This is a genomic window from Serratia sp. Z4, from assembly GCF_009900725.1.
Classification (GTDB): Bacteria; Pseudomonadota; Gammaproteobacteria; order Enterobacterales; family Enterobacteriaceae; genus Serratia; species Serratia nematodiphila.
Genome location: NZ_JAAABD010000001.1, coordinates 1,086,689 through 1,111,052, shown reverse-complemented (window position 1 = coordinate 1,111,052; position 24,364 = coordinate 1,086,689). Strand labels below are relative to the sequence as shown.

Sequence of the window (24,364 nt, the reverse complement as noted above, 5' to 3'; positions counted from 1 at the left end):
GGCGGAATAATGAGCAACTGCCAGCCTAAAGCCCTTATCCAGCTGTCGAAACACACTTTCGTTTATCGCGGGTTCACTATTCAAAAGTGCCCGCGCCATAGCGAAACGAATCGCACGGCCTACCAGCTGGTGAGCAACGGGGATTATTTCGGTCGTGATTTCGCGCTTGCGGAAGCCATGCGCACCGTGGACAAGATGATCAACGGCAAGAGGCCAGCATGAGCGGCAACCCATTCTACGACGCAGCAAACGCCGTGATCGCTCAATACGCCAAGCGCATGCAGTACATGAAACCCGAACGCGCGGTCGGCGAATCGGCGAATGCAGTGATCAATCTCGGACGTATCGCAGACGCCGCGCGCTATGCCGGTCACCCTGCTGCCAGCATCGTTATCGAGAACGCCGCGAAGTATTGGCAGTGCTACGGCAAAAAGCCGGCGACATTTTCAGAGGACACACCAGCATGAAACAGCCTTACCGCATTCTGATCGACACGCTGCTGCTGCAGTACCACACCAAAGCGACCAATCTGAACAGAGCTTCCGCTGTGGCGCCAGAGGTTCGCCAGGTATCGCTGAACGATTACGCCTTCCGCCTGTGCATCGGACTGACTGGCCTGCTGAGTACGGCAGAGGCTGCTGGCGATGGCCCGGCCGCCGCCGTTATCGATCGCTTGATCATGCGCTGTAACAACGGCGATATTCCGCAACCTGAAGTGTAAGGAGCCGAACAATGGATATTAGAGAGATTTGGCTTAAAGCCGCTGACAGTCTGGTCGCCGAGTATTTCAAACCGGATGAAAATGACGGTTTTGATGCTGTGTCTGTTCTGACGGCGCTCGAACACACGGCAGATGCGCTCTACAACATTGATCACAAACTTTCCCTGTTCATTGCAGAGGAAACTCGCGCTTGGTATTACAACGGCATGAAAAGCCAGGTCAATTTTTACGAAAACTGGTTAGCGGTTGTCAGCAAGAAAATCGTAGCCGGGTAAGCCCGGCCCTATCTGAGAGCGCATCTCAACCTTTAACGGTGGGTGATTGGCGTCACGGGATGCGCTCCCAGATAGGCAACAGTGTGAGGGCTTTTATGAGCATGACAGTTGAGCAAATAAAATCCGGTGAGCGTTTCGTCAATAACGCCAAGTCATTACTGGCGCGCGCTAAAAACAAAAATCACACTGCCTGTTTTTATAACAAGCTGATGGCGAGTGAAAAAAAAGCCATTTGCACATTAGGTAATATTGATAGCCGCATAAAGTTAACAGCTCAACACATCGAAATGAAGTTCGAGGAAATGAGTCGTGCAGAAAGGCGTGCAGTTTTCCGAGGAATAAAACTTCTACAAAAGTTAAATCGCGATATCCCGTCACTAATAAATATTGCTGACTGCGATTAATTAAACAGCGTTGTTAAAAATAATGCCGCCTTCATGGTGGCGGGTTTCTTACACCCTGAAATCAGGAGGGGGATATGCAAGACGACGAATTACACAAAGCGTTTATGAATGCCCGCCGCTCTGAGCGGCTGCAACTGCTTGAGCTGTTGGAAAGCAAACTTGACCGACTGGCCGCGGATAACTTCACCCGCGATCAGGTATTAAGCACGTTGAAGGACTGGATCAACATCCGCCGGTCTACCGACGCACCAAAAGTGGAGAAGCCCCAATGATGGCTTTCTGCTTCACTCTCGCCGCCGTTTGGGCGGTTGTCGCGTTTGGGCTGGTTGGCTGGGTTGCCTACCGCTATTGCAAATTCTGCCGCGCATTCAATCGGCAGTGTTTGCAGCCTGAACAACGTAATTACGATTAATCACTTAAAGGTGAAAATGATGACTAACAAACAAGACGCAATGAACGCTGTAAATCGTGCTATCGGTTTTGTTCGTGCTATTGAACCATGTAATGACTCAATACGTGAATTAAACTCGGTGGCAAACTTCATTAATGAGGCTGGGCAGCATGAAGAATATAAAGCTGCTTGGTTAAGCCTCGTTAATATCATCCATTCAATTGACCCGGAATGGTTAGAAAAGTACACCGGCGAAAGCGAGTGGGAAAAAGCCCGCAATTTTATTGCAGATCAGAATCAGGCATTAAAAAAGGTCACTGCCGAACAAGACAAATTGAAATGCACCTATGTTGGCGTCGACTTTGCTGCAACCGTTAGCGAAAACATCAGTCAGCAAATCCAGGAAGATCTTCTATTTAACGTAAGTTCCCCCTTCCCGAAATTCTCCCGTTATGGAGGGGGCGTGTATTTCCGCGATGTACTGAGAAGCGTTGCTATTACTCAGATCAGGGAAGAGCTGAGCGCAGCTGAGAACAAACACCCTACCTGGCCGACGGATGTTGTTCATGCAACCGCCATTCTCAACGAAGAGGCCGGCGAACTGACCCAGGCGGCGATCGATTACCACTATCACAACGGATCACTAGAAAAAGTGCGCCGCGAGGCCGCTCAAGTTGGCGCCATGGCAATCCGTGTACTGATCAACCTGCCCTATGCAAAGCGCCCGGGAGAGCCAGTAACGGAAGCTAACGGGGTTACATGGTAATGGCTGATCAGATCGATATGGCACAAGAACGGCACCAGCTGATTCTTGAGTCTCAAATCGCCAACGCCCGCCCGCAGCAATGCGGGCCTTCTGCTTTCACCTGTGAAACCTGCGACGCGCCGATATCTGAAGCGCGCCGCGCCATCGTCCATGGCGTAACGCGCTGCGTTACCTGCCAGGAAATCCACGAAGCCAAAGCACGGCATATCAAGGGGTAAGTCATGACACCACAACAGCAAGCGCAGCAATGGTTACGCGACAACGTCCTGATTCTGGACACCGAAACCACCGGGCTTGGCGATGACGCCGAGATCGTAGAAGTCACCATCATCGACACTGACGGCACGATTCTACTCAACACGCTGATAAAACCACGAAGCGTAATCCCAGCTTCCGCGATAGCCATTCACGGTATTACAAACGAAATGGTAGCTGATGCGCCATCATGGCCGGACGTGCGCTCCAAGTTTTACCAACTTATCAGCGGCCGAAAAATTGTGGTTTATAACAGCGACTATGACACCAGGCTGTTAGATCAGACCAATGATGATTGGGGGCTTACAGAACCATCTTATATCGAGCGACCAGAGTTTGAATGCGCCATGCTGGCATACGCTGAATTTTACGGCCAGAAAAGCGAGCGCGGCGGATATAAATGGCAAAAGCTGACCGCCGCCGCTGAACAGCAAGGCGTCATTATTGAAGGAACGCCGCATCGCGCCCTTTCTGACTGCCTGACCACCCTCGGCGTGATTAAGAAAATGGCGGCAGGAGGTGATCGCCGCGCATCGCACGGAATAACGGCACAGAAAGCTGTCGATATCCTTAACGGGTTATTTCAGGTAGACCCAGATGCGATCACAGCTCTGGTTGATAATCGCGTTAAGTGTTCTGAATATTTCGCCAAAAAGACAGCGGCAACGGTAGGTATCTGCGACAGCACCTATATCATCGGAATGATTGGCGTCATCAATGCACTGATTTCACCTGAAGTGATAGCAGCAATTTATGATGGTAATGAGCTGAAGGGTTTCGCTGTAGCTGATGTCGTTTTTGCAGGCGGTGACGCATGAACCGCACGGCGCTGAAGTGGCTCGGCAGCAAAGCTCGCATTATCGACACGCTGCGCCGGCACCTGCCGGAAGGTAAGCGCCTGGTTGAGCCGTTCGTCGGCTCCGGCGCTGTTTTCCTCAATACCGACTATGACAGCTATCTGCTGTGCGATATCAACAGCGATCTGATCAACTTCCACAACGTCGCCAAAAGCCTGCCGGACGTTCTGATCCGTGAAGCGCGCAACCTGTTCAAAGAGCACGCCAGCGAGGCTGGATATTACGCTGTGCGGGCCGAATTCAATCTGCGCTGTGATAGCAATTTCCTGTACCGCGCCGCTCAGTTCCTTTACCTGAACCGCCACGGCTTCAATGGTGTTTGCCGCTACAACCTACGCGGCGAGTTTAATGTGCCGTTCGGTCATCGAAAAGCTCCCTACTTCCCAGAAGACGAGATCAGAGCCTTTGCGGAAAAGGCGCAGGCCAAGAAAGCCATTTTCCTGTGCTGCAGCTTCCCCGAGGCGATCAGGATGGCTCAGGCCGGCGACGTGATTTATTGCGATCCGCCGTACATTCCAGCCAGTGCATCCGCCAACTTTACCAGTTATCACACTGACGGCTTTACCAACGAGCAGCAGAGCAAGCTGGCGCGCATGCTTCGTATCGCCGCCAAGCTGGGCCGCCACGTCGTAGCCTCGAACAGTGAGACGGATGCAGCCAAAGCGCTGTACGCCGATTTCACTATCACCTCGATCGCTGCCCGCCGCTCTGTCAGCGCCAAAGCTGCCAGCCGTGCAGACGCTGGCGAGATCATCGCGACCATGAGGGCGGCATCGTGAAAAAACACCACCTGAAGATCCACCCGGAACACCTCGCCGCCGTCAACTGTGGCGCGAAAAGAGCCGAATTCCGTATTAACGACCGTGACTTTGCCGTCGGCGATCTGCTGAGTCTGAACGGCTATACAAAGTTTGGTCACCTGGAAGGATTTACCGGCGAGCACATCTGGGTGCGTATCACCCACATCACCGACCTGGCCGAATGGGCGCCGGGTTACGTGATGCTGAGTATCGAGCGGGGGCCGTTCAAATGCTGATGCCTTTGCGTGCTATCTCATATCCTGCCGGAACGGCGCTGATCGACGATCGTGTCTTCGCTACCGACGCCATAAACGTGATCAGTATTTCCGGCGGCAAAGACAGCCTGGCGCAATGGCTGCTTGCACTTGCTGCCGGCGTCAAGATTATTCCCGCATTTGCTGACACCGGCCACGAACACCCGTTAACAATGAAATACCTGGATTATCTCGAATCCAAGTTAGGGCCGATTCGCCGCGTCAAAGCCGACTTTACCGCGCGCATTGAAGGTAAGCGCCGGTTTATTGCCGAGCACTGGCCCGTAACACTTGTTACTGAGTGTGGGCTGACTGAGCAAGAGGCAAAAAAGACCGTTGCCCTGGCACTTGAAACCCTTCATCCAACCGGCGTGCCATTCCTTGATCTCTGCATGTGGAAGGGTCGTTTTCCGTCAACAATGGCCCGCTTCTGCACATTCGAGTTAAAGCACATCCCGATCCGCGATCAGTTGGTTGCGCCTTTGCTAGACGAGTATGACGAGGTGATCAGTTGGCAAGGGGTTCGGGCGGAGGAATCGCCGCAACGCGCGGGGTTGCCCGCGTGGGAAAGCGATGCCGATAAAACGCCGGGCCTAAATATTTATCGGCCAATTCTCGATTGGAAACATGCCGACGTTTTCGCGATTGCCAAACACCACGGCATCAAGCCGAATCCGCTGTATACACAAGGCTGTAGCCGCGTCGGCTGCATGCCATGTATTCACGCTCGCAAATCCGAGCTGGCCGAGATCTTTACCCGCTGGCCGGAAGAGATAGCCCGCGTTGCACGATGGGAAAAGCTGGTCGCCGCTTGCTCTCGCCGCCAGAACAGCACCTTCTTTCCCGCGACTCAAGATCCGAAAAAAGCGGAAAGCCGAATCGAGTGCATCACGGTTGAATCGCATGGCATCGAAACCTATCGCGATTGGGCCCTAACCACCAGGGGCGGGCAGCAGTTCGATCTGATCGCCGCCATGAACGATCACACCGCTTGCAGTAGCGTTTACGCCGGCGTTTGCGAATGACTAAAAGTACCAAAGGCCGTCGCGAACCATCCCCGCCGCGCCCCTACCCGGGCCGCGGCGCAGTTGCTTTTGATTGGCCCTATCCCTGGAATGCACCGAAGCGGGGGATCAACCCGTATACCGAAGACGCTGAAAAAGAACTGAAACTCACCGACGCGCAGCGTCGCCGGCAACGTTGGCTTGAGGTTACCGCGGATCAGGAGCGTGATCGCGATTCGCAGCTTTCCATTCTGGCGGAACAGCGCCGCGGTGAAGGCAAGGTTCAGTTGGTACTTGGCGCACTGATGGCGCAGCCCGATTTTATTCGCTCGCCGCTGCTGGCACGCATCAGTGCCATTCGTAAGAGCAAGAAAGGCAACGGTGAGAAACTCTCCCGCAATTACATCTTGCGGACGATCAAGACAATACTGGCCCGCGTCGAGAAGATGCAGGCCAAACAGCTCACCTTTGGCCTGCAGCTCGTTGCCCGCCGTGAGCGGCTAGACGATTTGCTGCGCCTGCCTGAGCTGGACAAGCGCGCGGTAAAATTGCTGGCAACCTTCACCGCCGCCCACTTTGAAACCCTGCTCGAGCAGCAGAGCTCGCGCCATATTTCCTGCGATCCCACGCTTGAACAAATCCTGCGCGTTTACGTGTCGCTGGGTACTGAGGCCGAACGCTTCAACGTGACGCCGCCCTGCTGGCATTCGCTGAACCCTTATCTGCGCCGACGCGGTGAACCGCCTTACGACAAAATCCCCGGCGCCATCGCCAGAATGTGCTGCGCGAACTGGTGGTTTACGAATTTGTGGGCGTTACGTTCCCGCTGGCGCGAAGAGCTGTTGCGCGCCGCCGGTCTGGTACGTAAGCAGGATTCCGCCTACATCAGCGCCGACGCGCTGACACACTTCCGCGAGCAACGCCGGCGCACCCGTGAATTTCTGAAAGCCTTCGAGCTGACCAACGAAGACGGCTTTTCCATCGATCTTGAAGATGCCTATTACGCCGGCCCCAGCAATCCACGCCACCGCCGCATAGAGATGATGACCACGGTCAAAGGCATGCAGGATATTGCCGAAATGCGCGGCGATTGCGCGGTCTGGTGCACGATCACCACCCCATCACGTTTTCACGCCACCATGATCGACGGGCGACTAAACCCTAAATGGGCAACGAAAACCGTTCGAGACAGTAACGATTATTTGGTTAACCGATTCTTTGCCAGCGTCCGCAAAAAGCTGAACCGTCAGGGGCTGCGCTGGTACGGTATTCGCGTCGCCGAGCCGCATCACGACGGCACTGTCCACTGGCACATGATGGTTTTTTGCCGTCCAGATGACCGCGACGGCATTGTCAGCATCCTGCAGGAGTTCGCCATTCGCGACGATCGCGCCGAGCTTGGCGACGACATAACGCCGCGCTTCAAGACCGAACTGATCACTGCGGAAAAGGGATCGCCAATCAGCTACATCGCGACCTATATCGGTAAGAACTTGGACGCCGAGCCCTTGCGAAAAGCGAACAAAGATACCGGTGAGCCGCCGGTCGACCACGAAAGCGGCAAAAGTATGGCCGACACGGTCGAGCATGCGCTCGGCTGGGCCAGCCTGCACCGCGTGCACCAATTCCAGTTTTTCGGCATCCCATCACGCCAGGTTTACCGCGAGTTGCGTCGGCTGGCGACCCAGCTTGATCGGCAGGGTATCGACGCCAAGAAAACCCAGCGACTGAGCGATAAAGCCATGGATGACGTGATGAATGCCGCCGATGCCGGCTGCATTGCAACGTACATATTGAAACAAGGCGGCGTACTGACGCCGCGTAACGATCACATCGTCCACACCGCCTACCTTCAGGCAGAAAAACCCAACGACTACGGCGAACTCGGCATTCAGATCTTCGGCGTCTGGTCACCAATGCTCGGAGAGGCGTCGCGTATTTGCACCCACCCAGACACCTGGACACTGAAGCGCAAACGTAAACCTGCGAGTGGCGAAGCCGCGCGCCAGGGGGTTGACGTTGAGGGTGGCGGCGCAGCCGCCGCCCCTTGGACTCGTGGCAATAACTGTCCGCCTGAGCAAGAACCGAGCAAAAACAGCGGCAGTTTATCCACGAGTGAAATGCATCGAGTACAGCCAGCGCCGACTGTGCCAGCTGACGCGCCAATAGATTTTGAAAGCCTCGACCGCAAAGAACGGCGGGCACTGCTCCGGCGACTGAAAAACGATCCGGACGGTGGCCCACCGTCGGAGAAAGCGCCGTTATCAGTTGAAGAACTGCGCGCAGAGGATGATTTACACCGCCAAAAAGAGCAGCGGCAGAAGCGGCGAGAGCAGCTGGCACCACGCGCGGCACTGATAGCCGAATCCGCATCCAGTATTGGCATCGAGTTAACCAGGCGCGAGGCGTTCAGCCTGGCTGACGGCGCCACGCTAAACGTGGCCGGACAGCGTTATCGCGCAAATCACGATGGCAGTTTGTCGGCACTCCAGCCGGATCATCTTCACAAATCACTGGAATTGCTGGCACGCGTCGAGCGGCTGCGCCGCATTTCATAGCCATAGCCGGCGATGTTGGCCGGAGCGCACAGACGAATTTGTCTGTTCTGGCCATAACGCGGCATAGACAAAAACAGCTGCGCTGCAGCACCGTCATTAACAACTATGAGGTACCGACAAATGGGATATTTGGGGAGCAAAGCGGCGAGCGGAGCATACCAGGCGATCATCAGCCAAATGCCGCCACATGATACTTACATCGAAACGCACCTCGGCGGTGGCACCATCATGTTACGTAAACCACCCGCGGCCCGCTCCATTGGGTGGGATATCGATCCGGAAACCGTTGAAGCATTTTGCCAGGGAAACCCAGACTACCTGGACGAACAGGCCGAGCGCCTTATGATTGAGATCGGTGACGCGGTGAAGCTGCTGCGTGCCGTTCCTTTTGAAAAATACGGCCGCACGCTGATATACGTCGATCCGCCCTATCTCCCAGAAACTCGCACCAGCCGCGCGCGGTATCGTCACGAGTATACCGTCGACGATCACCGCCGCCTGATCGACGTGCTGCGCACTGTGCCCGCCAACGTCATGATCTCCGGCTATCCGTCCGCGCTCTATGACGAGTTGCTCGGCGACTGGCGCAGCATCCAATTTCAAGTGATGACTCGCGGCGGCCCGCGCACCGAGCAGCTATGGATGAACTTTGCCGAAGGGAACGCCTACAGCCACGCCTTTGCCGGCGCGAACTACATCGATCGCCAACGAATCAAGCGTAAGGCGAAGCGCTGGGCCAAGAACTACAGCGCCCTGCCTGCTGCCGAGCGCGCAGCGATCATGGCCGCATTATTAGAAACGCATCAAGAACCGTAATAAGGGGGATTTATGCCACACGAACTACACCGTCACCACATTCCAGAACCAGATCATCACAGCGACCACGCCAAAAAGATGGCCGGTATCACCAGCCGCCTACAAAACGTCATGCTGACCGCGAACATCACCGCAGATGAATTAGTTGGGTGTGCCCGCATCGTGAGGAAAAATCACGAACTATTTGAAGGAATGGGAGAAAAAGAGCAACGCCAATCCCCTGCACCATCAGAAATCGGTGAAATCAAAGAGTACTTTTGCAGCTTTTGTGGAAAGAGTAATCATCAAGTTAACAGGATGATAGCTGGCCCGCGGGTATACATCTGCAATGAATGTGTCGATCTTTGCGAGGATATCATCAGTGATTTTAGGACAAGCTAATAAAGTGACTTCACAACTTGACTTCACATTATCAAACCATCAAAATGACTTCATAAAGTGACTTCACGGACTGCGAAATGAAAGAACAAGTTTCAGCGTTAAGGAAGCGGCAAAAAAACACGTTAGAACAGATATTTAAAACGCCTGTTCTCTCCGGGATCAAATGGTCAGATGTGGAATCACTGATAAAAGCGCTGGGTGGCGAAGTCAAAGAGGGCCGCGGTTCACGTTGCAAGTTCCTGCTTAATGGCAGCATCGCCAACTTTCACCGCCCCCACCCATCGCCGGACACGGACAAAGGCGCGGTGGTCAACCTCCGCGAATGGCTGGAAAGCATAGGAGTTAAGCCATGACGAAGACAGCAGCAGCAACCCCAAACACCATGGAGATCGCCGGGCAACCGGCGGTAATCAGTTTTGTGCCGGAACTGGGCGCGTTCCGCGGTAAATTCCTCGGCTTGTCCGGTTACTGCGATTTCGTTTCCGACAGCATCCAGGGGCTGAAAAAAGAGGGCGAGATCTCTTTGCGCGAATATCTGGACGATTGCAGCACCGCCGGCATCGAGCCATACGCGCGCCAGGAGAAAATCAAGACGTTTACCCTGCGCTACCCGGAATCGTTCGGCGAACGGCTGAATCAGGCAGCGGCAGAACATGAGGTTTCGGTCAATGCTTTTATCGTTGAAACCCTCAACGAGCGCATGAAACACGCCTGATTTTCCATCTCACACGAGGCTCAACCGTTGAGCCTCAAAAATGCGTCATCTGCAATGCAAAAACGTGCACAATTTTGCACAATAATTCGATCTCCCCCATTGCGAACCTGCGCCAGTACTGGCGCGGGTTAGATCTACTTTGGATCTTGCACAAAAAAGAGGGTGTGAGGCGCGCAGGCGAGGCGGGGGAGCAAGCGCGCGCTTTGGGGTATGGGAAGGGGGTCGTGTGTTGCCTGAATCGGCCGCTGTGAGGCTCTCGTCGTCGTGGTGCTATTGAGGTGATGAACGAGCGTTAACGCGCCAGCGGCCCGCATAGCGCGGCTGGCGGTGGGGAGCGGTTAGAAGTGATGGGCGTGGCGCGTGATGCGGGGGATGGCCGCCATAGACAGCGGCGGCCGTGCTGCAGCGCCGGGGCTACTCTACATCGAGCAGTGCATACGGGTTGAAGCGGATCACCTCCTCCCCCATCCAGTCGTTGACGTGCTTCATGGCTTCCATGATGGGCGTCAGCTCGTTGATGGCGAACACCCGCGCCGCCTTCTCAACGTCGCCGAAGGTGCCATTACCTTCCGGCATGGCGCCCATCAGCTGCGGCGGCACGCGGTGCGCGGCGAGGATATCGTCACGCGTGGCGGACTTGACGCCCAGGAATTCATCCTTGGCTGAGATCTGGCTGAACGGCAGGATCTGCACCGAGTCCTTACCGCCGTTCGGCGCGTGCAGCAGGATGTTTTTGAATGCCCCGCCGCGGCGCGTGTCGGTCAGCGTCTTCTTGAGCTTGTCGAGGCTCTCCTGATCGGCGATGGCGCTGTTGACGTAGACGATGCAGCCGGCATGGCTGCCGTTGTCGTAGTACAGCTTGCGGAACGTGTCGGCCGAGTGCGAAAGGTTCGCGGACAGCAGGCCCGCGAAGTATTCCGGCATGCCGTAGATCTCCTGGTGAATGTCCGGGTTGATCACATGGCAGACGGCGCCGGTAGGGAACTGATAATCATCAAACCCCGCCTGGATAAACCAGTAAGTATCCAGGTCAGAGCCGCGGCGGGTGTACTTCGCCAGCGTGTGGTGCAGTGCCAGCGGCCCGCCTAACACGTTGCGGCGCAGCTCCAGATAAGCATTGCCGAACACCACCCAATCCATGGCGAAGGCCGAGAACGCCTGGCGCGACAGAAGCTTGTGCGGGATGAAACAACCGGCCAGCACATTACGCTTGAATATCAGCGCCGACTGGTGCCAGCTGGCGTGGCCGAACTGGCGCGCCAGACCGTACCAGCTGATCGGCGTGTCGTAGTAGCGGCCATTGTCGGCGCAGTACATCGAGTCGAGCAGGTCATAGGACGAGCTGACCGGCCAGGGGCCGTCGAATGAGAAGGTACTCAGGCCAGGGAGTTTTTGCAGCTCGGTCGCCAGATCAAGCTGCGTGTCTGCGGCGGGCTGCTGGCGCTGCCGCGCTGTTTTTCGTTTACTCACGTTAATACTCCATAACCGTCATAGTGCTGCCGCCATCTTGTCCCAGCGGCTCGTTGATAATGGCCAGCATCGTCGCCCAGGCAAGATCGCCATGGCTGACGCCGCGGCTGCGGTCGGTGTCATATGTGATCACCCCGCCAGGCGTGACCACTTTGCGCACCGCGCTGAATGCCGTGAGCAGATCACGTTCTCCCCTGTCGAACTCCCAGCGACCGCCACGAACGAGTTGAAGCATCTTCAATACCAGCATGCGCTTGCTGGCTGGGTTGAACTGGTAGCAGACCGCCGCCGGAAACCGCTTCTTCACCAGTTGCCAAACCGCCTCGCCAATCCCCTGCCCGTCAATGCCGATATGCTGCACGTTATATCGATCCAGCATGCCAATGATCAGATTGGCCTGCGCCTCGAACTCCATGCCGCGAATGCGCTGCGTCTCGATGGTGCGGAACTTGCCACCGGCGACCAGCGGCACGGCGTTGACGGAGATGCCCCCGCTATCACCCTTCCCGCTGGCGCCGTTGGGGTCATAACCAATCCAAACCGGCCGGTCGGCCAACGGCCGCATGGCGTAGGGTTTCCAGTCAAGCCAGTCGTCATAACTATCAGCGGCACAGGTCAACAGCATGTTGTAGTCAAAGGCCGCTTCACCGTCGCGGATGAATTGGCAGCCGTAAAGTTGGTTGTATTCCTCCGGGCTGTTCTCGTCGTGAATTTCATCGAGATCGGTAAAATCCCAGCCGTGATCGATGGCGTCCTGTAGCGTGACGATCTGGCGCCAGACTTTGTCCGGGCACATCAGCCCGCTGTTCAGCGTCTTCCAGGACGTGTCGAACTCCACGCGACTATTGCTGGCGCGCCCCTTGTTGAATGCTTCCCCTGTCCAGAACGGATACGCTTCATGGCTTTCCGCCGACGGCGTGGAGAAGTAGGTACGCGTCAGCCCCTTCAGCGTCGCCATAGCGCCGGCCACCTTCTTCAGGTTGGCGAACTGGCCCACCCAGAAAAACTCATCGAAATAGAGGTTTCCGGTGTAGGACTGCGCCGTCGCTGCCGACGTGCCGAGAAAATGCAGCTCGGCGCCGTTGAACAGCTGGATCATGTCGCCGCCTTTCAGCTCGACGTCGACCTCCGCCGCAGCGGAGCGAATGAAGTTGCGGAACTGGTACGCCTGCCGGCGGCTGGCCGATAAGAAGATCTGATTGCGCTGGTAGGTCTCTTTCACATCATCAGATAACGCGCGGAGCAGCGCCTCGCGCGCAAAATACCAGGTCGCCCCCACCTGACGAGATTTAAGGATCGCCCGGTTGCGGTGGTGGTTATTGTCATACCAGCCCCGTTGGTGCCAGTGCAGCGACCCCAGAATGTTCTGCCGTAGCTGCGCGATCTGCGACTCAGAGAAGAAGTTTTGCTTCTTGCGCACCTTCTTTTTCGGCTGGGTGGCCGGCGTGCCGTTGTCCAGCTTCTTCAGCTGGCGCGTCAGCAGGTCGATTTCCTTGAAGTCGCCGCCACTCTTCTTGTCCTTGCCCGTCAGCTGCACCAGGCGCGCATCAATCGAGGTTGTGACGCGCTGGATCGGTGGCGTTTCGTCCCATTCGTCGCGCTTCTTCCAGGCGTAAACCGTGTTCTGGTTGATACCCATCAGGCGCGCGATTTCCGCCGGCGGATAGCCCTGCCAGTAAAGCTGTCGTGCGCGGTGCCTAGTGAATGTTTCCTGAACCGTCATTGTCTCCCCCATGTCCTGCCGGGGAGGTTAACCCGCGCGCGCGGGGGCTTTCTCGCGGTGCCGGCTGTCGCCGTTCTCCGACAACAACAACGCGTTGAGACGGGGCCGGGCGCCCTGCCATCATCACCGGGAACTCAACAGAATCGTGAGCAAGCAGACATGGCAAGCACAACGAGCACCCGTAAGAAATTCCGCGTTATGACCTCCGGCGTCACTATCGACGGCCGTCAGGTCACCCGCGATCAGATCCATGCGATGGCGGCGTCGTATAACCCGGCGGTGTATGGCGCCCGCGTCAATATCGAGCACTACCTTTCCCCGTTCCCTGACAGCACCTTCTGCGCCATGGGTGACGTGATGGCCCTGTCCGCCGAGGACATTTCCGACGGCCCGCTGACTGGCGAAGCTGCGTTGTACGCAGAGATCGAGCCTACGGCACGCATGAAGACCATGACCGACGACGGGAAGAAGATTTATTCCAGCGTCGAGATCCATCCAAAGTTTTCACTGACCAACGGCCCGTACCTGGTCGGCCTGGCGATGACCGATACCCCGGCCAGTCTGGGCACTGACAAGCTGAAATTCGCCGCAGAGAAGCGCGGGGAGATCATGCGCTTCAACACCGCAGATGCCGAGCCGACGATGTTCACCGCCGCTTTCGAAGCTGAGTTGATGCAGGCAGACCAGTCGCGCTCAACCACCGGCAACGAGTGGTTCTCCCGCGTCATGGGCATCCTCGGCAAGGGCAAGAAAACCGACGATGAACGCTTCAGCCAGGTGCATCAGGCGGTAGAGGCCGTGGCGACGGCGCAGGCCGATTTGACCGACCAGTTCAGCGCCACTGCGCAGGAAAGCGCCAGCAACACGCAGGCCATCGCGAAGTTGACCGCTGACCTGGCTGCAATGCAGCAGAAGGTTGAAACCACGGACGGTAACTTCAGCCGTCGCCCGCCGGCTGGCGGTGGTGGCAACGCGCAGTTGGCTGACTACTAAGCCAGCGCCTGACCGATATTCACTACAAGAGAAACGAACATGGAAAACATTACCCGCGAGCTGTTCGACCAGTACATCAGCCGGCAGGCCCAGCTAAACCGCGTATCGCCGGCCGCCGTCGCGGCAAAATTCGCTGTCGATCCGACGGTGCAGCAGAAGCTGGAAGCCGCTGCGCAGGAAAGCGACTCTTTCCTGAGCAAGATTAACGTCTTCGGCGTGACCCAACAGATCGGCCAGAAAGTGCTGATCGGCAGCAAAGGCCCGCTGGCCGGCGTGAACAACAGCACCACCACGCGCCGCAATCCAGCCGATAACAGCAAAATGGAGCCGTACGACTACATGTGCCGCAAGGTCAACTACGACTACGGCATCAGCTACGAGCAATTGGACGCCTGGGCGCATCAGCCTAACTTCCAGCCGCTGATCAGCAGCGCAATGGCGCGCCAGATGTCGCTTGACCGTATCATGATCGGTTTCAACGGCACCAGCTACGCCGATCCGTCCAACCGCGCCGCCAACCCGCTGCTGCAGGACTGCGGCATCGGCTTCCTTGAGAAAATCCGTAAGGAAGCGCCACACCGCGTTATTTCAAATATCACGGTCACCTCGCGGGATGACGACAACAAGATCATCACCAAAGGCACCTACGGCAACGTATCGGCTGCGGTGTATGACGCCAAAAACAGCCTGATGGACGAATGGCACAAGCGTAACCCGGATAACGTGGTGATCCTGGCCGGCGATCTGCTGACAACCAGCAATTTCCCGGCAATCAACGCCATGAGCCAAACCAACCCGAACACCGAAATGTTGGCCGGTCAGCTCATTGTTGCGCAGGAGCGCGTCGGGAACATGCCGACCTTTATCGCGCCGTTCTTCCCGGTTAACGGCATCCTGATCACGCCGTTTAAGAACCTGTCGATCTACTACCAGCGCGGCGGCCTGCGTCGCACCATCAAGGAAGAGCCGGAGTACAACCGCGTCGCGACCTACCAGTCATCGAACGATGACTTCGTGGTCGAGGACTACGGCAACGTCGCCTTTATCGACGGCATCACCTTCGCGCAGCCTGAGAACGGCGGTTAATCACCCGGGCGGGCACCTGCCCGCCCCCCTTTGGGGACAGGACAATGCTGACACCGGCACAACGACATTTTCAGCGCGTGATGGCGGAACGCCACGGTAAGACCGAGGAGTTCACAGAAGCCGCCCGCACCGCGCATGAACAAATCCTGCACCGCCTGCGCATGGATCAGAGTGCACTCAAACGCGTGCAGTCCGACCAGGCGAAAGCGGAGATGAAAAAGCAGCTGTTGCCACAGTACGACGGCTGGATCGAAGGCACGCTCGACGGCAACAGCGGCAGGCAGGACGAGGTCATCGTCACCCTGATGATCTGGGCGATTGACGCCGGCGATTATCCGCTCGCGGTGCGTATCGGCCGCTATGTCATCGAGCACAACCTCGCGATGCCTGACCAGTTCCGCCGCACGGCAGCGACGGCCCTCGTGGAAGAGCTTTGCGATCCTATTCTGGTGCAGGTCAAGGCCGACGAGAGCACCGATTTGACCGCACACCTGCAGGTGCTGGACGAGCTCGCGCAAATCGTCGATGGCAAGGATATGCCTGACGTCGTGCTCGCCAAGCTGTTCAAGGTGCGCGGCTTTGCCTTGCGCGGTGGCGATGATGCCGCCCAGGCGAAGGCGCTGGAACTGCTGCGCCAGGCGCTGAAACTGGACGCCAACGCCGGCGTGAAGAAAGCGATCGAGAGCCTGGCACGCCAGGTCAAGAAAGCCGGCCAGAACACCGGCGGCGCCGGCGATAACGATGCCGACACCTCCGGCACCGCGACAACAACCGACGCTGCAGCAGCATCAAAAACGACTGTACCGGCCACCCCGCGCCGGCAGCGCAGCAGCACCGCGCGTAAGCCGTCAGCCGCTAAAAAACCCGCCGGCAAGGCCGCCGGTAAGAAAGCCAAGCAGGACGCCACCGAATAAAACGACTTGCGCCCCGTGCGCTGGCGGCGCGGGCGGAGATCTGCAGCGCTTCGCGTGTGCTTTTCCCCGTCCGCTCACCGCCACCTTTTGAGGAGATTGGGATGAGCCTTGTTGCCGGGCGTACCGTCACCCCCGCCGCTGACGATGTGCCAGATACCGACGATGGCGGCGAGACCATCACCGCCAGCCCCTTCTGGCCCACGATTGCGCTCAAGGACGTGCGCCTTGAGATGCGCATCACCGGCGCGGTGACCACCACCCGCTTAAAGCAGGCCGCGATTGAAGCGACAGGCCATGTGATCGACCAGCTGACGGGCTGGCAAGAAAACCAGTTAAAAGCCGGCTTCGCGTCGCTGGAGACCGTGCCAGCCCGTCAAATCAATGACGTGAGCGTGAAGATCCACCGCTACCGCCGCGCGGTATTCAGCATCACCCGCGCGCTGCTGATCGAAAACTATCGCGACGTCGACACCACCGGCGACGCCGGCGAGAAACGCGCCGCCGGGTTGACGCTGCAGGCGGCAGATCTGTGGCGGGATGCCCGCTGGGCTATCGCCGATATTCGCGACGAAGTGCGCAATTTTGCGGAGGCATTTTAGTGAAGGTGCAAGCAATGCAGGGCGACACGCTGGATCTGCTGTGCCAGCGACACTACGGCACCACGCAAGGCGTGACAGAAATCGTGTTGGCCGCCAACCCGGGGATCGCCGAACAGATATTTTTGACCGCCGGCCAGGTGGTCGAGCTGCCGGAGATCGAACGTTCAACCCAACAGGAGACGGTGCAGCTATGGACGTAATCGACCGCCTCTGGAGCTGGGTGATCTACTCCTATTCCACCGTGCTGATGGGCATCGGCATGATGACGCAGCGCGAATGGCTGGCGACCGGCGGGCTGGTGATCGGCCTTATCGCCGCGGCGCTGGGCGAAATCCACCGCCGCCGGGTGGCGCGCAGCCAGGCGACAACCAACGCCCTGCTGGCGCAGCTGGTTGACGCGGTGCGCAGCGATGCCGAGAACCGGCAGGATGTGAAGGCGCTTATCAGCGAGCTGAAAGGGGGCCACCGGTGAGACGAAAAAGCGTTATCGCCTGCAGCGTAGCCGCCATTGTGGCGCTGGCCGGTGCCCTGTGGCCCGAGAAGGTGCGCACCAGCCAGGCGGCACAGTTAAAAATGGCGAAGTATGAAGACTGCCGCAAGACGCCCTACTACTGCCCCGCCGGCGTGCTGACCATCGGCATGGGCTCAACGACCCGCGTCGAGGATCGGCAGTACTCGGAAGCGGAGATCGCCGAGCGTTGGGTAAACGACCTGGTACGCGCGGAAAAGTGTATCAACAGCAACTTTAACGGCGCCGCCGCCCCGCAATTCGTGTTTGAAGCGCTGACCGACGTCAGTTTCAACGTGGGTTGCACCGGGATCAGTTGGTTCACCGATCGCCAGGGCAAAAAGCAGCGCACCACGCTGTGGAAATATGCGCAGGCGGGCAACTGGCCCGGCGCATGCCAGCGCCTGACCGACTTTGTGAACGCCGGCGGCAAGCGCCTGCAAGGGCTGGTTAACCGTCGGGAAGAGTTCAAAGCCTGGTGTCTGTCTGACCCGGCACTCAGGGGCGCCGAATGAAAGCGGCCGCGGTATTGATCCTGCTGTTTCTGGCGGCGCTGGCCGGGATGGGATGGCAGAAGCATCAGCGGGAACTGGCCGAACAGCGCCGCGATATTGCCGAGCGCGCCGTCGAGCAAACCGGGGATGTGCTGGCCGAAGTGCGCGCCCTGCGTGCCGACGTCGGCGAGATTGAGGCCGGAATGAAGAAGCTGAGCGAGAAGCGCGGCACCAACGGAGAACAACGACGTGAAACCATCAAGACTGCGCTGGACGGCGAAACGTGTGCCGTTACTCCTGTGCCTGCTGTTGTCGCTGACAGCCTGCAAAAGCGTGCCGCGGAAGTCCGCGCCGCAGATTATTCAGGAGCCTTTGCCGGCCAGCATGACAGCAAACACTGATGTACCTGCAGCACCGTCACCGATGACTTACGGCAGCCTGGCGCCCTGGGCGGATCGGCTGCTGGATGCGCTGGACACCTGCAACGCCGACAAGGCGGCCATACGAGAACTCGAACTACGGCGTATCGCCAGGGGGATGAAGTGAAAAAAACCGAGCTGCTGCGCGACGCGCTGATCGCGGCCAACACCTGGTGCAAGGCCAACCCTGAGCTGTTTACGGTGTGGGTGGAAAAAGGCCATATCGAGATCCAGTCCACCGGCGAAAGCTCGTTCATGTACGTCTACCCGATCCAGATACTGGCAATGGACTTCCCCGGTCAACTGGATGACCTCATGCTGCCGCTGCTGGCGTGGATTTGGGAGAACCAGCCCGACCTGCTGCTGAACCCGGACAGCAACAAAAAGATTGAGTTTGACGCCGATATCGTGAGCGACGACAGCGCCGACATTCTGCTGAAGGTGCCGGTGTGGGAGCGCGTGATTGTCACTATCGAGAACGGCAAGCCCGTCGCGCAGCACCTGGCGGAAGACAAGCCACGCATCAACGGCGGCGACTGGCAAATCGTATTCGATCCTGATAGTGGCGGGGAGCTTGTGCCATGACCGATGCCGCGCTGTTTCATGAACTGGATCAGGTGTTCGCCGATATTCTCGGCGGCATGTCCCCAGCCGGGCGTATACGCACCGCGCGCGAGGTCGGCCGCATGCTGCGCCAGAGCCAGTCGCGGCGCATTGCACGCCAGGAAAACCCGGACGGCTCAAAATTCGAGAAGCGCCGCCGAAAGGTGCTGCGCTCGCAGGCCGGGATTGGCTTTATCTGGAACGGCGAAACCCGCCGCCTGAAAAACTGGCGGGCAACCAAGGGCAGCCGCGGCCGCATGCTGACCGGTTTCGATGAAGGCCGCGGCGCAGTCCGCTCCTTCTATCGCGAGGATATCGAGCGTTACCTCGATATCAACTTCAGCCAGACGCGCAAGGACACCACCAAGACCGATCCGATGTTTCGCCGGTTGCGCACCGCGCGCTTCCTGAAGGCGCGCGCCGATGCCGGCGGCGCTACCGTCGGTTTTACCGGCGTTGCGGGACGTATTGCACGCACGCACCAGTACGGCCTGCGCGACAGGGTAAACAAGTCCGGCGCGATGGCGTCCTACCCACGCCGTGAGGTGCTGGGGATCACCAAGGCCGACCGCATGGCGATCGCCCGTTCGGTAATTGACTCGCTGGGGGTGAAATAGTGGACACGGCTGAACTCATTCGCCTGCTGGAAAACGTGATCCGCATCGGCGTGGTCACTGAAATCGACGAAGACGCCTGGCGCGTGCGCGTTGCCAGCGGCGAGCTGGATTGCACCTGGCTGCGCTGGAATGCGCAGCGGGCCGGCGAATTCAACATCTGGATGCCGCCATCCATCGGCGAGCAGGTCTGGATGGTGTGCATCGGCGGCAACCCGGAGACGGCCATTATCGGCGGCAGCCTGTACAGCAACGATCACCCCGCCCCCGGCGGCTCGCGTAACGAGATGGTGATCACCGCCCCGGACGGCGCCAAATTCCGTTATGACGCCGACGCCGGTGCGCTGGAAGTCAGTGGCATCAAAACAGCCAAATTAACTGCCGAGGTCAAAGTGATCCTGGATTCGCCCGTCGTCGAATGCACCGAGCTGCTCAAAACCAAGCGATTCGACGTCACCGAGGGCGGCGAGATGCACGGTGACTTCAATCACACCGGCGGCGCCTTCGTGTCGAACGGCGTGCAAGTCGACAATCACGGCCACGGCGGCGTGCAGCGCGGTGGCGACTGGACGGAGGGCATCCAATGAGCGAGAAGTACCGCGGCATGAATAACAACGGCACCGGCACGCTGACCGATGCGGATCACGTCTGGCAGTCAGCCAATGACATTCTGCTGACGCCCATCGGTTCGCGCATCATGCGCCGTAACTATGGCTCCCTGGTGCCAGACCTGCTCGACAGCCCGCAGAACGACGTCACCCGCCTGCAGCTCATGAGCGCGACCGTGATCGCGCTGGCGGCCTGGGAGCCTCGCCTCGCACTGGACGCCATCAACATCAGCTATTCACCCACCGGCGCCGTCACGGCCGAGATGGCCGGCATGCTGACGGAAAGCATGGAGAAAAGCGCAGGGACGATTGAGTTAAGGAGCCACAACGATGCCAACGATTGACCTGTCGCAGCTGCCATCGCCGCAGATCATCGAGCCGCTCGACTTCGAGACGATCCTCGTTGACGTCAAGGCAGTGATGATCGCCGCCTTCCCTGCTGACCAGCAGGCGTCGGTTGCCGCCGCCCTGTCACTGGAGTCTGAGCCGCTCAACGTGATCGCCCAGGCGATGGCCTACCGCGAGTTGCTGTTGCGCCGGCGAATCAACGAGGGGGCCGCCGCCTGCATGCTGAGTCACGCCGAAGGCACCGACCTGGACAACCTAGCCGCCAACCTCGACACCGAGCGCCTGACGATCACCCCGGAAACGGACACGTCCGACGCGGTGATGGAAAGTGACGAAGCCCTGCGCCTGCGCGCGCAATCCGCGTTCGAGGGCATGAGCGTGGCCGGCCCGTCGGCGGCGTATGAATATTTCGCCCGCAGTGCCAGCGGCAAGGTTGCCGACGCCAGGGCAACCAGCCCGGCGCCGGCGGAGGTGGTGATCGCCATCCTGTCGACCGACGGCGATGGCACTGCCTCGCCCGAGCTGCTGGCCGCCGTGACAGCCGCGGTCAACGATGAAGAAGTTCGACCGCTGGGCGACCGCGTGACGGTTCGCAGCGCGGATATCGTCGACTATTCGATTGATGCGGAGCTGTTCCTGTATCCGGGGCCGGAGTCGGAACCCATCATCAACGCCGCCATGGCGTCGCTGCGTGGTTTTTTGGCCGACAACGACAAGAAGATCGGGCGTGACGTTGCCAGGTCGGCGATCTCCGCCTCACTGCATGTGCAGGGGGTTCAACGTGTGGTGCTGCGTTCGCCGTCGACTGACCTGCAGATCTCCGACACGCAAGCCGCACGCAACGTTGGCTATGCAGTAGAGAACGGCGGGACGGATGAATAATACCCTGCTCCCCCCGTCCGCCAGCGCCTGGATGCGCCACACCGAAACGGTCACCGCGCGGTTGTCGGCGATCACCGTCGCGTTGCGCACGCTGTGGACGCCGACCGCCTGCCCGGTTGAGTTGCTGCCGTATCTCGCCTGGGCACTGTCGGTCGACCGCTGGGACAAGAACTGGCCGGCAGAGAAAAAGATAGCGGCGATCCAGCAATCCTACTGGATTCACCGTCGTAAGGGCACCCGCGCCGCTGTGCGGCGGGTGATAGAGAGCATGGGATTTTCGGCCACCTTTGCCGAATGGTTCGACACCGGCGATCGGCCAGGAACCTTTCGTCTTGAAATTGACGTTCGGGATGTAGGATTAACAGAAAAAACGCTGGCTGAACTAAATCGTCTAATTTCTGATGCCAAACCGGTTAGCCGACATCTTGCACAGCTGAATATCGCAGTAAAAGTCAGCGGTTTTATTTATGCCGCTACTGCTGTGCATGATGGAAACATCATAACTGTTTATCCAGATAGGTATATCCCTGAATCAGACGTTACTTACAACGGCAGTATTAAATACATCGGTAATCACACCTACAGTGGGAAAAACTATGGGTAATTTAAATAATCGTTCATTGTGGACGGAAAATATCTATCAAATCGAAGATAGCGATTTAGTTAAGGGTGGAGAAAGCGGCGTAGGAAATATCCAGGCATCGCAGTTAGCCGCCAGAACTACCTACCTAAAAAATCTGTTTGAAACACTGATGTCTATGGTATCCCTCGGCGAAAGCCCCTACTCCAGTGTTGAGAAGGCGCAGGCCGCAATAGATAGCGGGACGATCCCCCTTGATGCAGTTTTCAGCGTTCTGTCAGCAGACAATGAAAAAGCCGTAGAGCTATATAAAAATGAGAACGGCACCGCCACGCCGACCGGTGACAGTTACGCCAGCCTGGCTTTTGTTGAAGTGCTGTCTTCAGCTCTTGATTTTCTCAATGCCCGTATTCCGCGTCAATTGGGCGCAAATTTGGCCGGCTACCAGTTCATGATAACTGACAGTACAGGTATTAAGGGTTTATTTGGTATTGATGATGACGGGGGCCTCGTCGCAACCGGGTTAGATGAACCAATGCAGGATTATCTGCGCAATATGGTCTCAACGTCATTTTCTAACCGTATTGCGGGCTATCAGGTTGTTATTTTTGCGCAGGATATGAAAAACGCCCTGTTCGCCATTGATGACGATGGCGGCGCATGGCTACCGGGCATGGATGAGCCAGTACAAAATTACCTCACCCCCATCCAGCCGGCCGGTTTCAGTAGCCGCATTGAGGGATACCAGTTCGTGCTGTTCGCAAAGGCTCTCAGCGATGCGATTCTTGCGATTGATAATGATGGCGGGCTGTGGTTGCCGGGAATGAATGAACCAGTGCAAGACGCTCTCAGCGCGAGCGGGCCGGGGCTGGTGCGTCCGCATAATGGTATTCCCGCCCTCTTTGCAGACAAAACAGCTGAAACGCCAGTATGGGATCGCGCCCCCGTGGTAAGCGCCACGCCCATCACCCGCGACGGTGTCAGCTTCATCTTTCAGGAAAATGCGGTTCTGCGCGCCGGATTGTTCCCCCTGAGATATCCCGTTAATCAGGGCTACCCTATCCGGGAGTTGCCGTTAAAACCGGCAGAAATACACGCATTGTACGGCCGGGGGCAATCGCTGCGCGTGGGACAGGATGCCAGATTGTCCGATTTCGATCCCGAGTATGCGGGGCACCTGCTCATGTTTTCCGGCGCGGGGCAAGATAGGGGCTGTCAATGGCCGCCAGATGGCCCGGTAACAGACACGACCCTGGGCGGATTTACCGACGCGCAGCCCCTGCCGTATCGACAAAACTGCCAGGTGCCTGGCGCTCTGCATGTGCTGCGCCGCCATAAAAAACGCGGCATCGCAGTAGACGACATGCCAATCCTTCTGACGCGAATGGATGCAAAATCAGGAACCGGCTACGAGGGATTGAAAAAAGGCACGTTGCCGTATCTTGATGGGCTGACGTCCTGTCAGGCGTTCACAAATCGCGCCATCGCCGTGGGGAAAATCCCTATTGTCAAATGCGTTGGCTATACATTTGGTGAACACGACTCCGCACTCGTTTCCGAATTTGGGCAATTCAGGGCCATGCAGGATGAGTGGATTAATGACACTCAGGCCGACCTGATGAAAATTACCGGCCAGGCCTCGCGCATTCTGATTGACCTCGATCAGATAGGTTCGGTGATGGTGGTGCCACGCCCGGGCAAGTCCACGCTGCGGGGCGACATTATCGCTATCGATCAGTGGGAATTATCGTTAGCGCGCATGGATGTATTCATGAGCACCCCCAAATATCATTTGAACCGCCAGTTCGCCAGCGATTTCCAGCACCTGAACGGACTGGGATATTGCATCCTGGGCGAGTATCAGGGACAGGCAGAGGACTTTACATTGTATGACCGCCTCACCAACCCACAGGGGCGCAAGTGGCGACCGGTAGAGCCGGAATCAATTGTTGCCATCAATGAAAATACATTTGATGTCACACTCAATAGCCCACTCGGCGGTGCGCTACGCATCAACACGGATATCGGCACCGCACCCAATCTGGGTATCGATCTCAGCCTCAAATCAACAGAAGTAAACAGTGTCCAGCAAAATTCGGATCGGGTATTTCGCATTGTCACCAACGGGCCACCGGCCGCCGGTGATTATTTCAGATTCGGGTTTAATGCAATCGACAACAAAGATTTCAATGGCGTCAATTGGACACATCCATTGGTCAACATCAGCGACGAATCCAATATCATGAGCGATTACAAAAAGGGATTCAAATTAACAAACTGGTGCGTACTGTCACGCATTGCAGTTCCAGCAGAAAGAGGGTAAAAA

The 24,364-nt window shown here is 57.7% G+C and carries 34 protein-coding genes and 1 pseudogene; 33 read left to right on the top strand and 2 right to left on the bottom strand.

What is annotated here, in order from left to right; genetic code table 11:
• Nucleotides 1-9: 9 nt before the first annotated feature.
• From GT753_RS05495 to GT753_RS05415, 17 genes and pseudogenes are all read left to right on the top strand, one after another.
• A complete protein-coding gene (locus GT753_RS05495) occupies nt 10-222 on the top strand; it encodes a DUF4761 family protein (RefSeq protein ID WP_160125359.1) in 213 nt (70 codons plus the stop codon).
• Nucleotides 219-467, top strand: coding sequence for a hypothetical protein (locus tag GT753_RS05490; RefSeq protein WP_160125358.1), 249 nt, complete (start codon nt 219-221; stop codon nt 465-467). Before GT753_RS05495 ends, GT753_RS05490 begins: the two co-directional genes overlap by 4 nt.
• The gene (locus tag GT753_RS05485; RefSeq protein WP_160125357.1) at nt 464-721 is read left to right on the top strand and encodes a hypothetical protein; all 258 of its coding nucleotides are present in this window, start codon (nt 464-466) and stop codon (nt 719-721) included. Before GT753_RS05490 ends, GT753_RS05485 begins: the two co-directional genes overlap by 4 nt.
• 11 nt (nt 722-732) lie before the next feature.
• Nucleotides 733-996 (top strand): hypothetical protein, encoded by a 264-nt coding sequence (locus tag GT753_RS05480; protein WP_160125356.1) that lies wholly within the window; start codon nt 733-735, stop codon nt 994-996.
• Between the two features lie 95 nt (nt 997-1,091).
• Nucleotides 1,092-1,400 carry a hypothetical protein gene (locus GT753_RS05475; protein WP_160125355.1) on the top strand — a complete coding sequence of 103 codons (309 nt, stop codon included), beginning with the start codon at nt 1,092-1,094 and terminating at the stop codon, nt 1,398-1,400.
• Nucleotides 1,401-1,474: 74 nt separating this feature from the next.
• Entirely contained in the window at nt 1,475-1,672 is a 198-nt protein-coding gene (locus GT753_RS05470) for a hypothetical protein (RefSeq protein WP_033640694.1), read from the top strand.
• 159 nt (nt 1,673-1,831) lie between these two features.
• Nucleotides 1,832-2,557 carry a hypothetical protein gene (locus GT753_RS05465; protein WP_160125354.1) on the top strand — a complete coding sequence of 242 codons (726 nt, stop codon included), beginning with the start codon at nt 1,832-1,834 and terminating at the stop codon, nt 2,555-2,557.
• Entirely contained in the window at nt 2,557-2,775 is a 219-nt protein-coding gene (locus tag GT753_RS05460) for a TraR/DksA family transcriptional regulator (RefSeq protein ID WP_046687301.1), read from the top strand. Before GT753_RS05465 ends, GT753_RS05460 begins: the two co-directional genes overlap by 1 nt.
• Before the next feature lie 3 nt (nt 2,776-2,778).
• Entirely contained in the window at nt 2,779-3,630 is an 852-nt protein-coding gene (locus GT753_RS05455) for a 3'-5' exonuclease (protein ID WP_160125353.1), read from the top strand.
• Nucleotides 3,627-4,448 carry a Dam family site-specific DNA-(adenine-N6)-methyltransferase gene (locus GT753_RS05450; RefSeq protein ID WP_160125352.1) on the top strand — a complete coding sequence of 274 codons (822 nt, stop codon included), beginning with the start codon at nt 3,627-3,629 and terminating at the stop codon, nt 4,446-4,448. The genes GT753_RS05455 and GT753_RS05450 overlap by 4 nt, the downstream gene beginning before the upstream one ends.
• A complete protein-coding gene (locus GT753_RS05445; RefSeq protein ID WP_239505020.1) occupies nt 4,445-4,705 on the top strand; it encodes a DUF3850 domain-containing protein in 261 nt (86 codons plus the stop codon). Before GT753_RS05450 ends, GT753_RS05445 begins: the two co-directional genes overlap by 4 nt.
• Entirely contained in the window at nt 4,699-5,748 is a 1,050-nt protein-coding gene (locus GT753_RS05440; protein WP_254071032.1) for a phosphoadenosine phosphosulfate reductase family protein, read from the top strand. The genes GT753_RS05445 and GT753_RS05440 overlap by 7 nt, the downstream gene beginning before the upstream one ends.
• Nucleotides 5,745-8,285, top strand: a complete 2,541-nt coding sequence (locus GT753_RS05435; RefSeq protein ID WP_160125351.1) for a replication endonuclease — start codon at nt 5,745-5,747, stop codon at nt 8,283-8,285. Before GT753_RS05440 ends, GT753_RS05435 begins: the two co-directional genes overlap by 4 nt.
• A gap of 120 nt (nt 8,286-8,405) precedes the next feature.
• A complete protein-coding gene (locus GT753_RS05430; RefSeq protein WP_160125350.1) occupies nt 8,406-9,101 on the top strand; it encodes a DNA adenine methylase in 696 nt (231 codons plus the stop codon).
• Between the two features lie 192 nt (nt 9,102-9,293).
• Nucleotides 9,294-9,467, top strand: a pseudogene (locus tag GT753_RS05425) (ClpX C4-type zinc finger protein); the annotation flags it as partial.
• A gap of 92 nt (nt 9,468-9,559) precedes the next feature.
• Entirely contained in the window at nt 9,560-9,835 is a 276-nt protein-coding gene (locus GT753_RS05420) for a type II toxin-antitoxin system HicA family toxin (protein ID WP_049197967.1), read from the top strand.
• Complete coding sequence (locus GT753_RS05415; protein WP_160125349.1) at nt 9,832-10,197, top strand: type II toxin-antitoxin system HicB family antitoxin; 366 nt, start codon at nt 9,832-9,834, stop codon at nt 10,195-10,197. The genes GT753_RS05420 and GT753_RS05415 overlap by 4 nt, the downstream gene beginning before the upstream one ends.
• 414 nt (nt 10,198-10,611) lie before the next feature.
• Here GT753_RS05415 and GT753_RS05410 read toward each other — a convergent pair whose 3' ends face one another.
• Both GT753_RS05410 and GT753_RS05405 read right to left on the bottom strand, forming a co-directional pair.
• Complete coding sequence (locus tag GT753_RS05410; RefSeq protein ID WP_079449391.1) at nt 10,612-11,667, bottom strand: phage portal protein; 1,056 nt, start codon at nt 11,665-11,667, stop codon at nt 10,612-10,614.
• A gap of 1 nt (nt 11,668) precedes the next feature.
• The gene (locus GT753_RS05405) at nt 11,669-13,390 is read right to left on the bottom strand and encodes a terminase large subunit domain-containing protein (RefSeq protein ID WP_126171267.1); all 1,722 of its coding nucleotides are present in this window, start codon (nt 13,388-13,390) and stop codon (nt 11,669-11,671) included.
• Between the two features lie 159 nt (nt 13,391-13,549).
• On the opposite strand from GT753_RS05405, the gene GT753_RS05400 reads away from it, so the two are divergent.
• From GT753_RS05400 to GT753_RS05330, 16 genes are all read left to right on the top strand, one after another.
• A complete protein-coding gene (locus GT753_RS05400) occupies nt 13,550-14,383 on the top strand; it encodes a GPO family capsid scaffolding protein (protein ID WP_160125348.1) in 834 nt (277 codons plus the stop codon).
• A 39-nt stretch (nt 14,384-14,422) separates the two neighbouring features.
• Nucleotides 14,423-15,469 (top strand): phage major capsid protein, P2 family, encoded by a 1,047-nt coding sequence (locus GT753_RS05395; protein ID WP_049200208.1) that lies wholly within the window; start codon nt 14,423-14,425, stop codon nt 15,467-15,469.
• A gap of 44 nt (nt 15,470-15,513) precedes the next feature.
• On the top strand, nt 15,514-16,383 hold the full coding sequence (gpM, locus tag GT753_RS05390; RefSeq protein WP_160125347.1) for a phage terminase small subunit: 870 nt from the start codon (nt 15,514-15,516) through the stop codon (nt 16,381-16,383).
• Between the two features lie 101 nt (nt 16,384-16,484).
• Entirely contained in the window at nt 16,485-16,982 is a 498-nt protein-coding gene (locus GT753_RS05385; protein WP_160125346.1) for a head completion/stabilization protein, read from the top strand.
• Nucleotides 16,982-17,182, top strand: a complete 201-nt coding sequence (locus GT753_RS05380) for a tail protein X (RefSeq protein ID WP_033640714.1) — start codon at nt 16,982-16,984, stop codon at nt 17,180-17,182. Before GT753_RS05385 ends, GT753_RS05380 begins: the two co-directional genes overlap by 1 nt.
• Nucleotides 17,173-17,454 carry a hypothetical protein gene (locus tag GT753_RS05375; protein ID WP_049200211.1) on the top strand — a complete coding sequence of 94 codons (282 nt, stop codon included), beginning with the start codon at nt 17,173-17,175 and terminating at the stop codon, nt 17,452-17,454. Before GT753_RS05380 ends, GT753_RS05375 begins: the two co-directional genes overlap by 10 nt.
• Nucleotides 17,451-18,005 (top strand): lysozyme, encoded by a 555-nt coding sequence (locus GT753_RS05370; RefSeq protein ID WP_160125345.1) that lies wholly within the window; start codon nt 17,451-17,453, stop codon nt 18,003-18,005. Before GT753_RS05375 ends, GT753_RS05370 begins: the two co-directional genes overlap by 4 nt.
• Entirely contained in the window at nt 18,002-18,385 is a 384-nt protein-coding gene (locus GT753_RS05365) for a DUF2570 domain-containing protein (RefSeq protein WP_160125344.1), read from the top strand. The genes GT753_RS05370 and GT753_RS05365 overlap by 4 nt, the downstream gene beginning before the upstream one ends.
• A gap of 22 nt (nt 18,386-18,407) precedes the next feature.
• On the top strand, nt 18,408-18,530 hold the full coding sequence (locus GT753_RS25910) for a hypothetical protein (RefSeq protein ID WP_255612211.1): 123 nt from the start codon (nt 18,408-18,410) through the stop codon (nt 18,528-18,530).
• Nucleotides 18,527-18,988 (top strand): phage tail protein, encoded by a 462-nt coding sequence (locus GT753_RS05360; RefSeq protein ID WP_160125343.1) that lies wholly within the window; start codon nt 18,527-18,529, stop codon nt 18,986-18,988. The genes GT753_RS25910 and GT753_RS05360 overlap by 4 nt, the downstream gene beginning before the upstream one ends.
• A complete protein-coding gene (locus tag GT753_RS05355) occupies nt 18,985-19,623 on the top strand; it encodes a phage virion morphogenesis protein (RefSeq protein WP_094143755.1) in 639 nt (212 codons plus the stop codon). The genes GT753_RS05360 and GT753_RS05355 overlap by 4 nt, the downstream gene beginning before the upstream one ends.
• Nucleotides 19,623-20,207 carry a phage baseplate assembly protein V gene (locus GT753_RS05350; protein WP_160125342.1) on the top strand — a complete coding sequence of 195 codons (585 nt, stop codon included), beginning with the start codon at nt 19,623-19,625 and terminating at the stop codon, nt 20,205-20,207. Before GT753_RS05355 ends, GT753_RS05350 begins: the two co-directional genes overlap by 1 nt.
• A complete protein-coding gene (locus tag GT753_RS05345; protein WP_160125341.1) occupies nt 20,204-20,572 on the top strand; it encodes a GPW/gp25 family protein in 369 nt (122 codons plus the stop codon). The genes GT753_RS05350 and GT753_RS05345 overlap by 4 nt, the downstream gene beginning before the upstream one ends.
• Entirely contained in the window at nt 20,559-21,458 is a 900-nt protein-coding gene (locus GT753_RS05340; RefSeq protein ID WP_160125340.1) for a baseplate J/gp47 family protein, read from the top strand. Before GT753_RS05345 ends, GT753_RS05340 begins: the two co-directional genes overlap by 14 nt.
• A complete protein-coding gene (locus GT753_RS05335; protein ID WP_160125339.1) occupies nt 21,451-22,062 on the top strand; it encodes a phage tail protein I in 612 nt (203 codons plus the stop codon). Before GT753_RS05340 ends, GT753_RS05335 begins: the two co-directional genes overlap by 8 nt.
• The gene (locus GT753_RS05330; protein WP_160125338.1) at nt 22,055-24,361 is read left to right on the top strand and encodes a hypothetical protein; all 2,307 of its coding nucleotides are present in this window, start codon (nt 22,055-22,057) and stop codon (nt 24,359-24,361) included. Before GT753_RS05335 ends, GT753_RS05330 begins: the two co-directional genes overlap by 8 nt.
• Nucleotides 24,362-24,364: the final 3 nt, after the last annotated feature.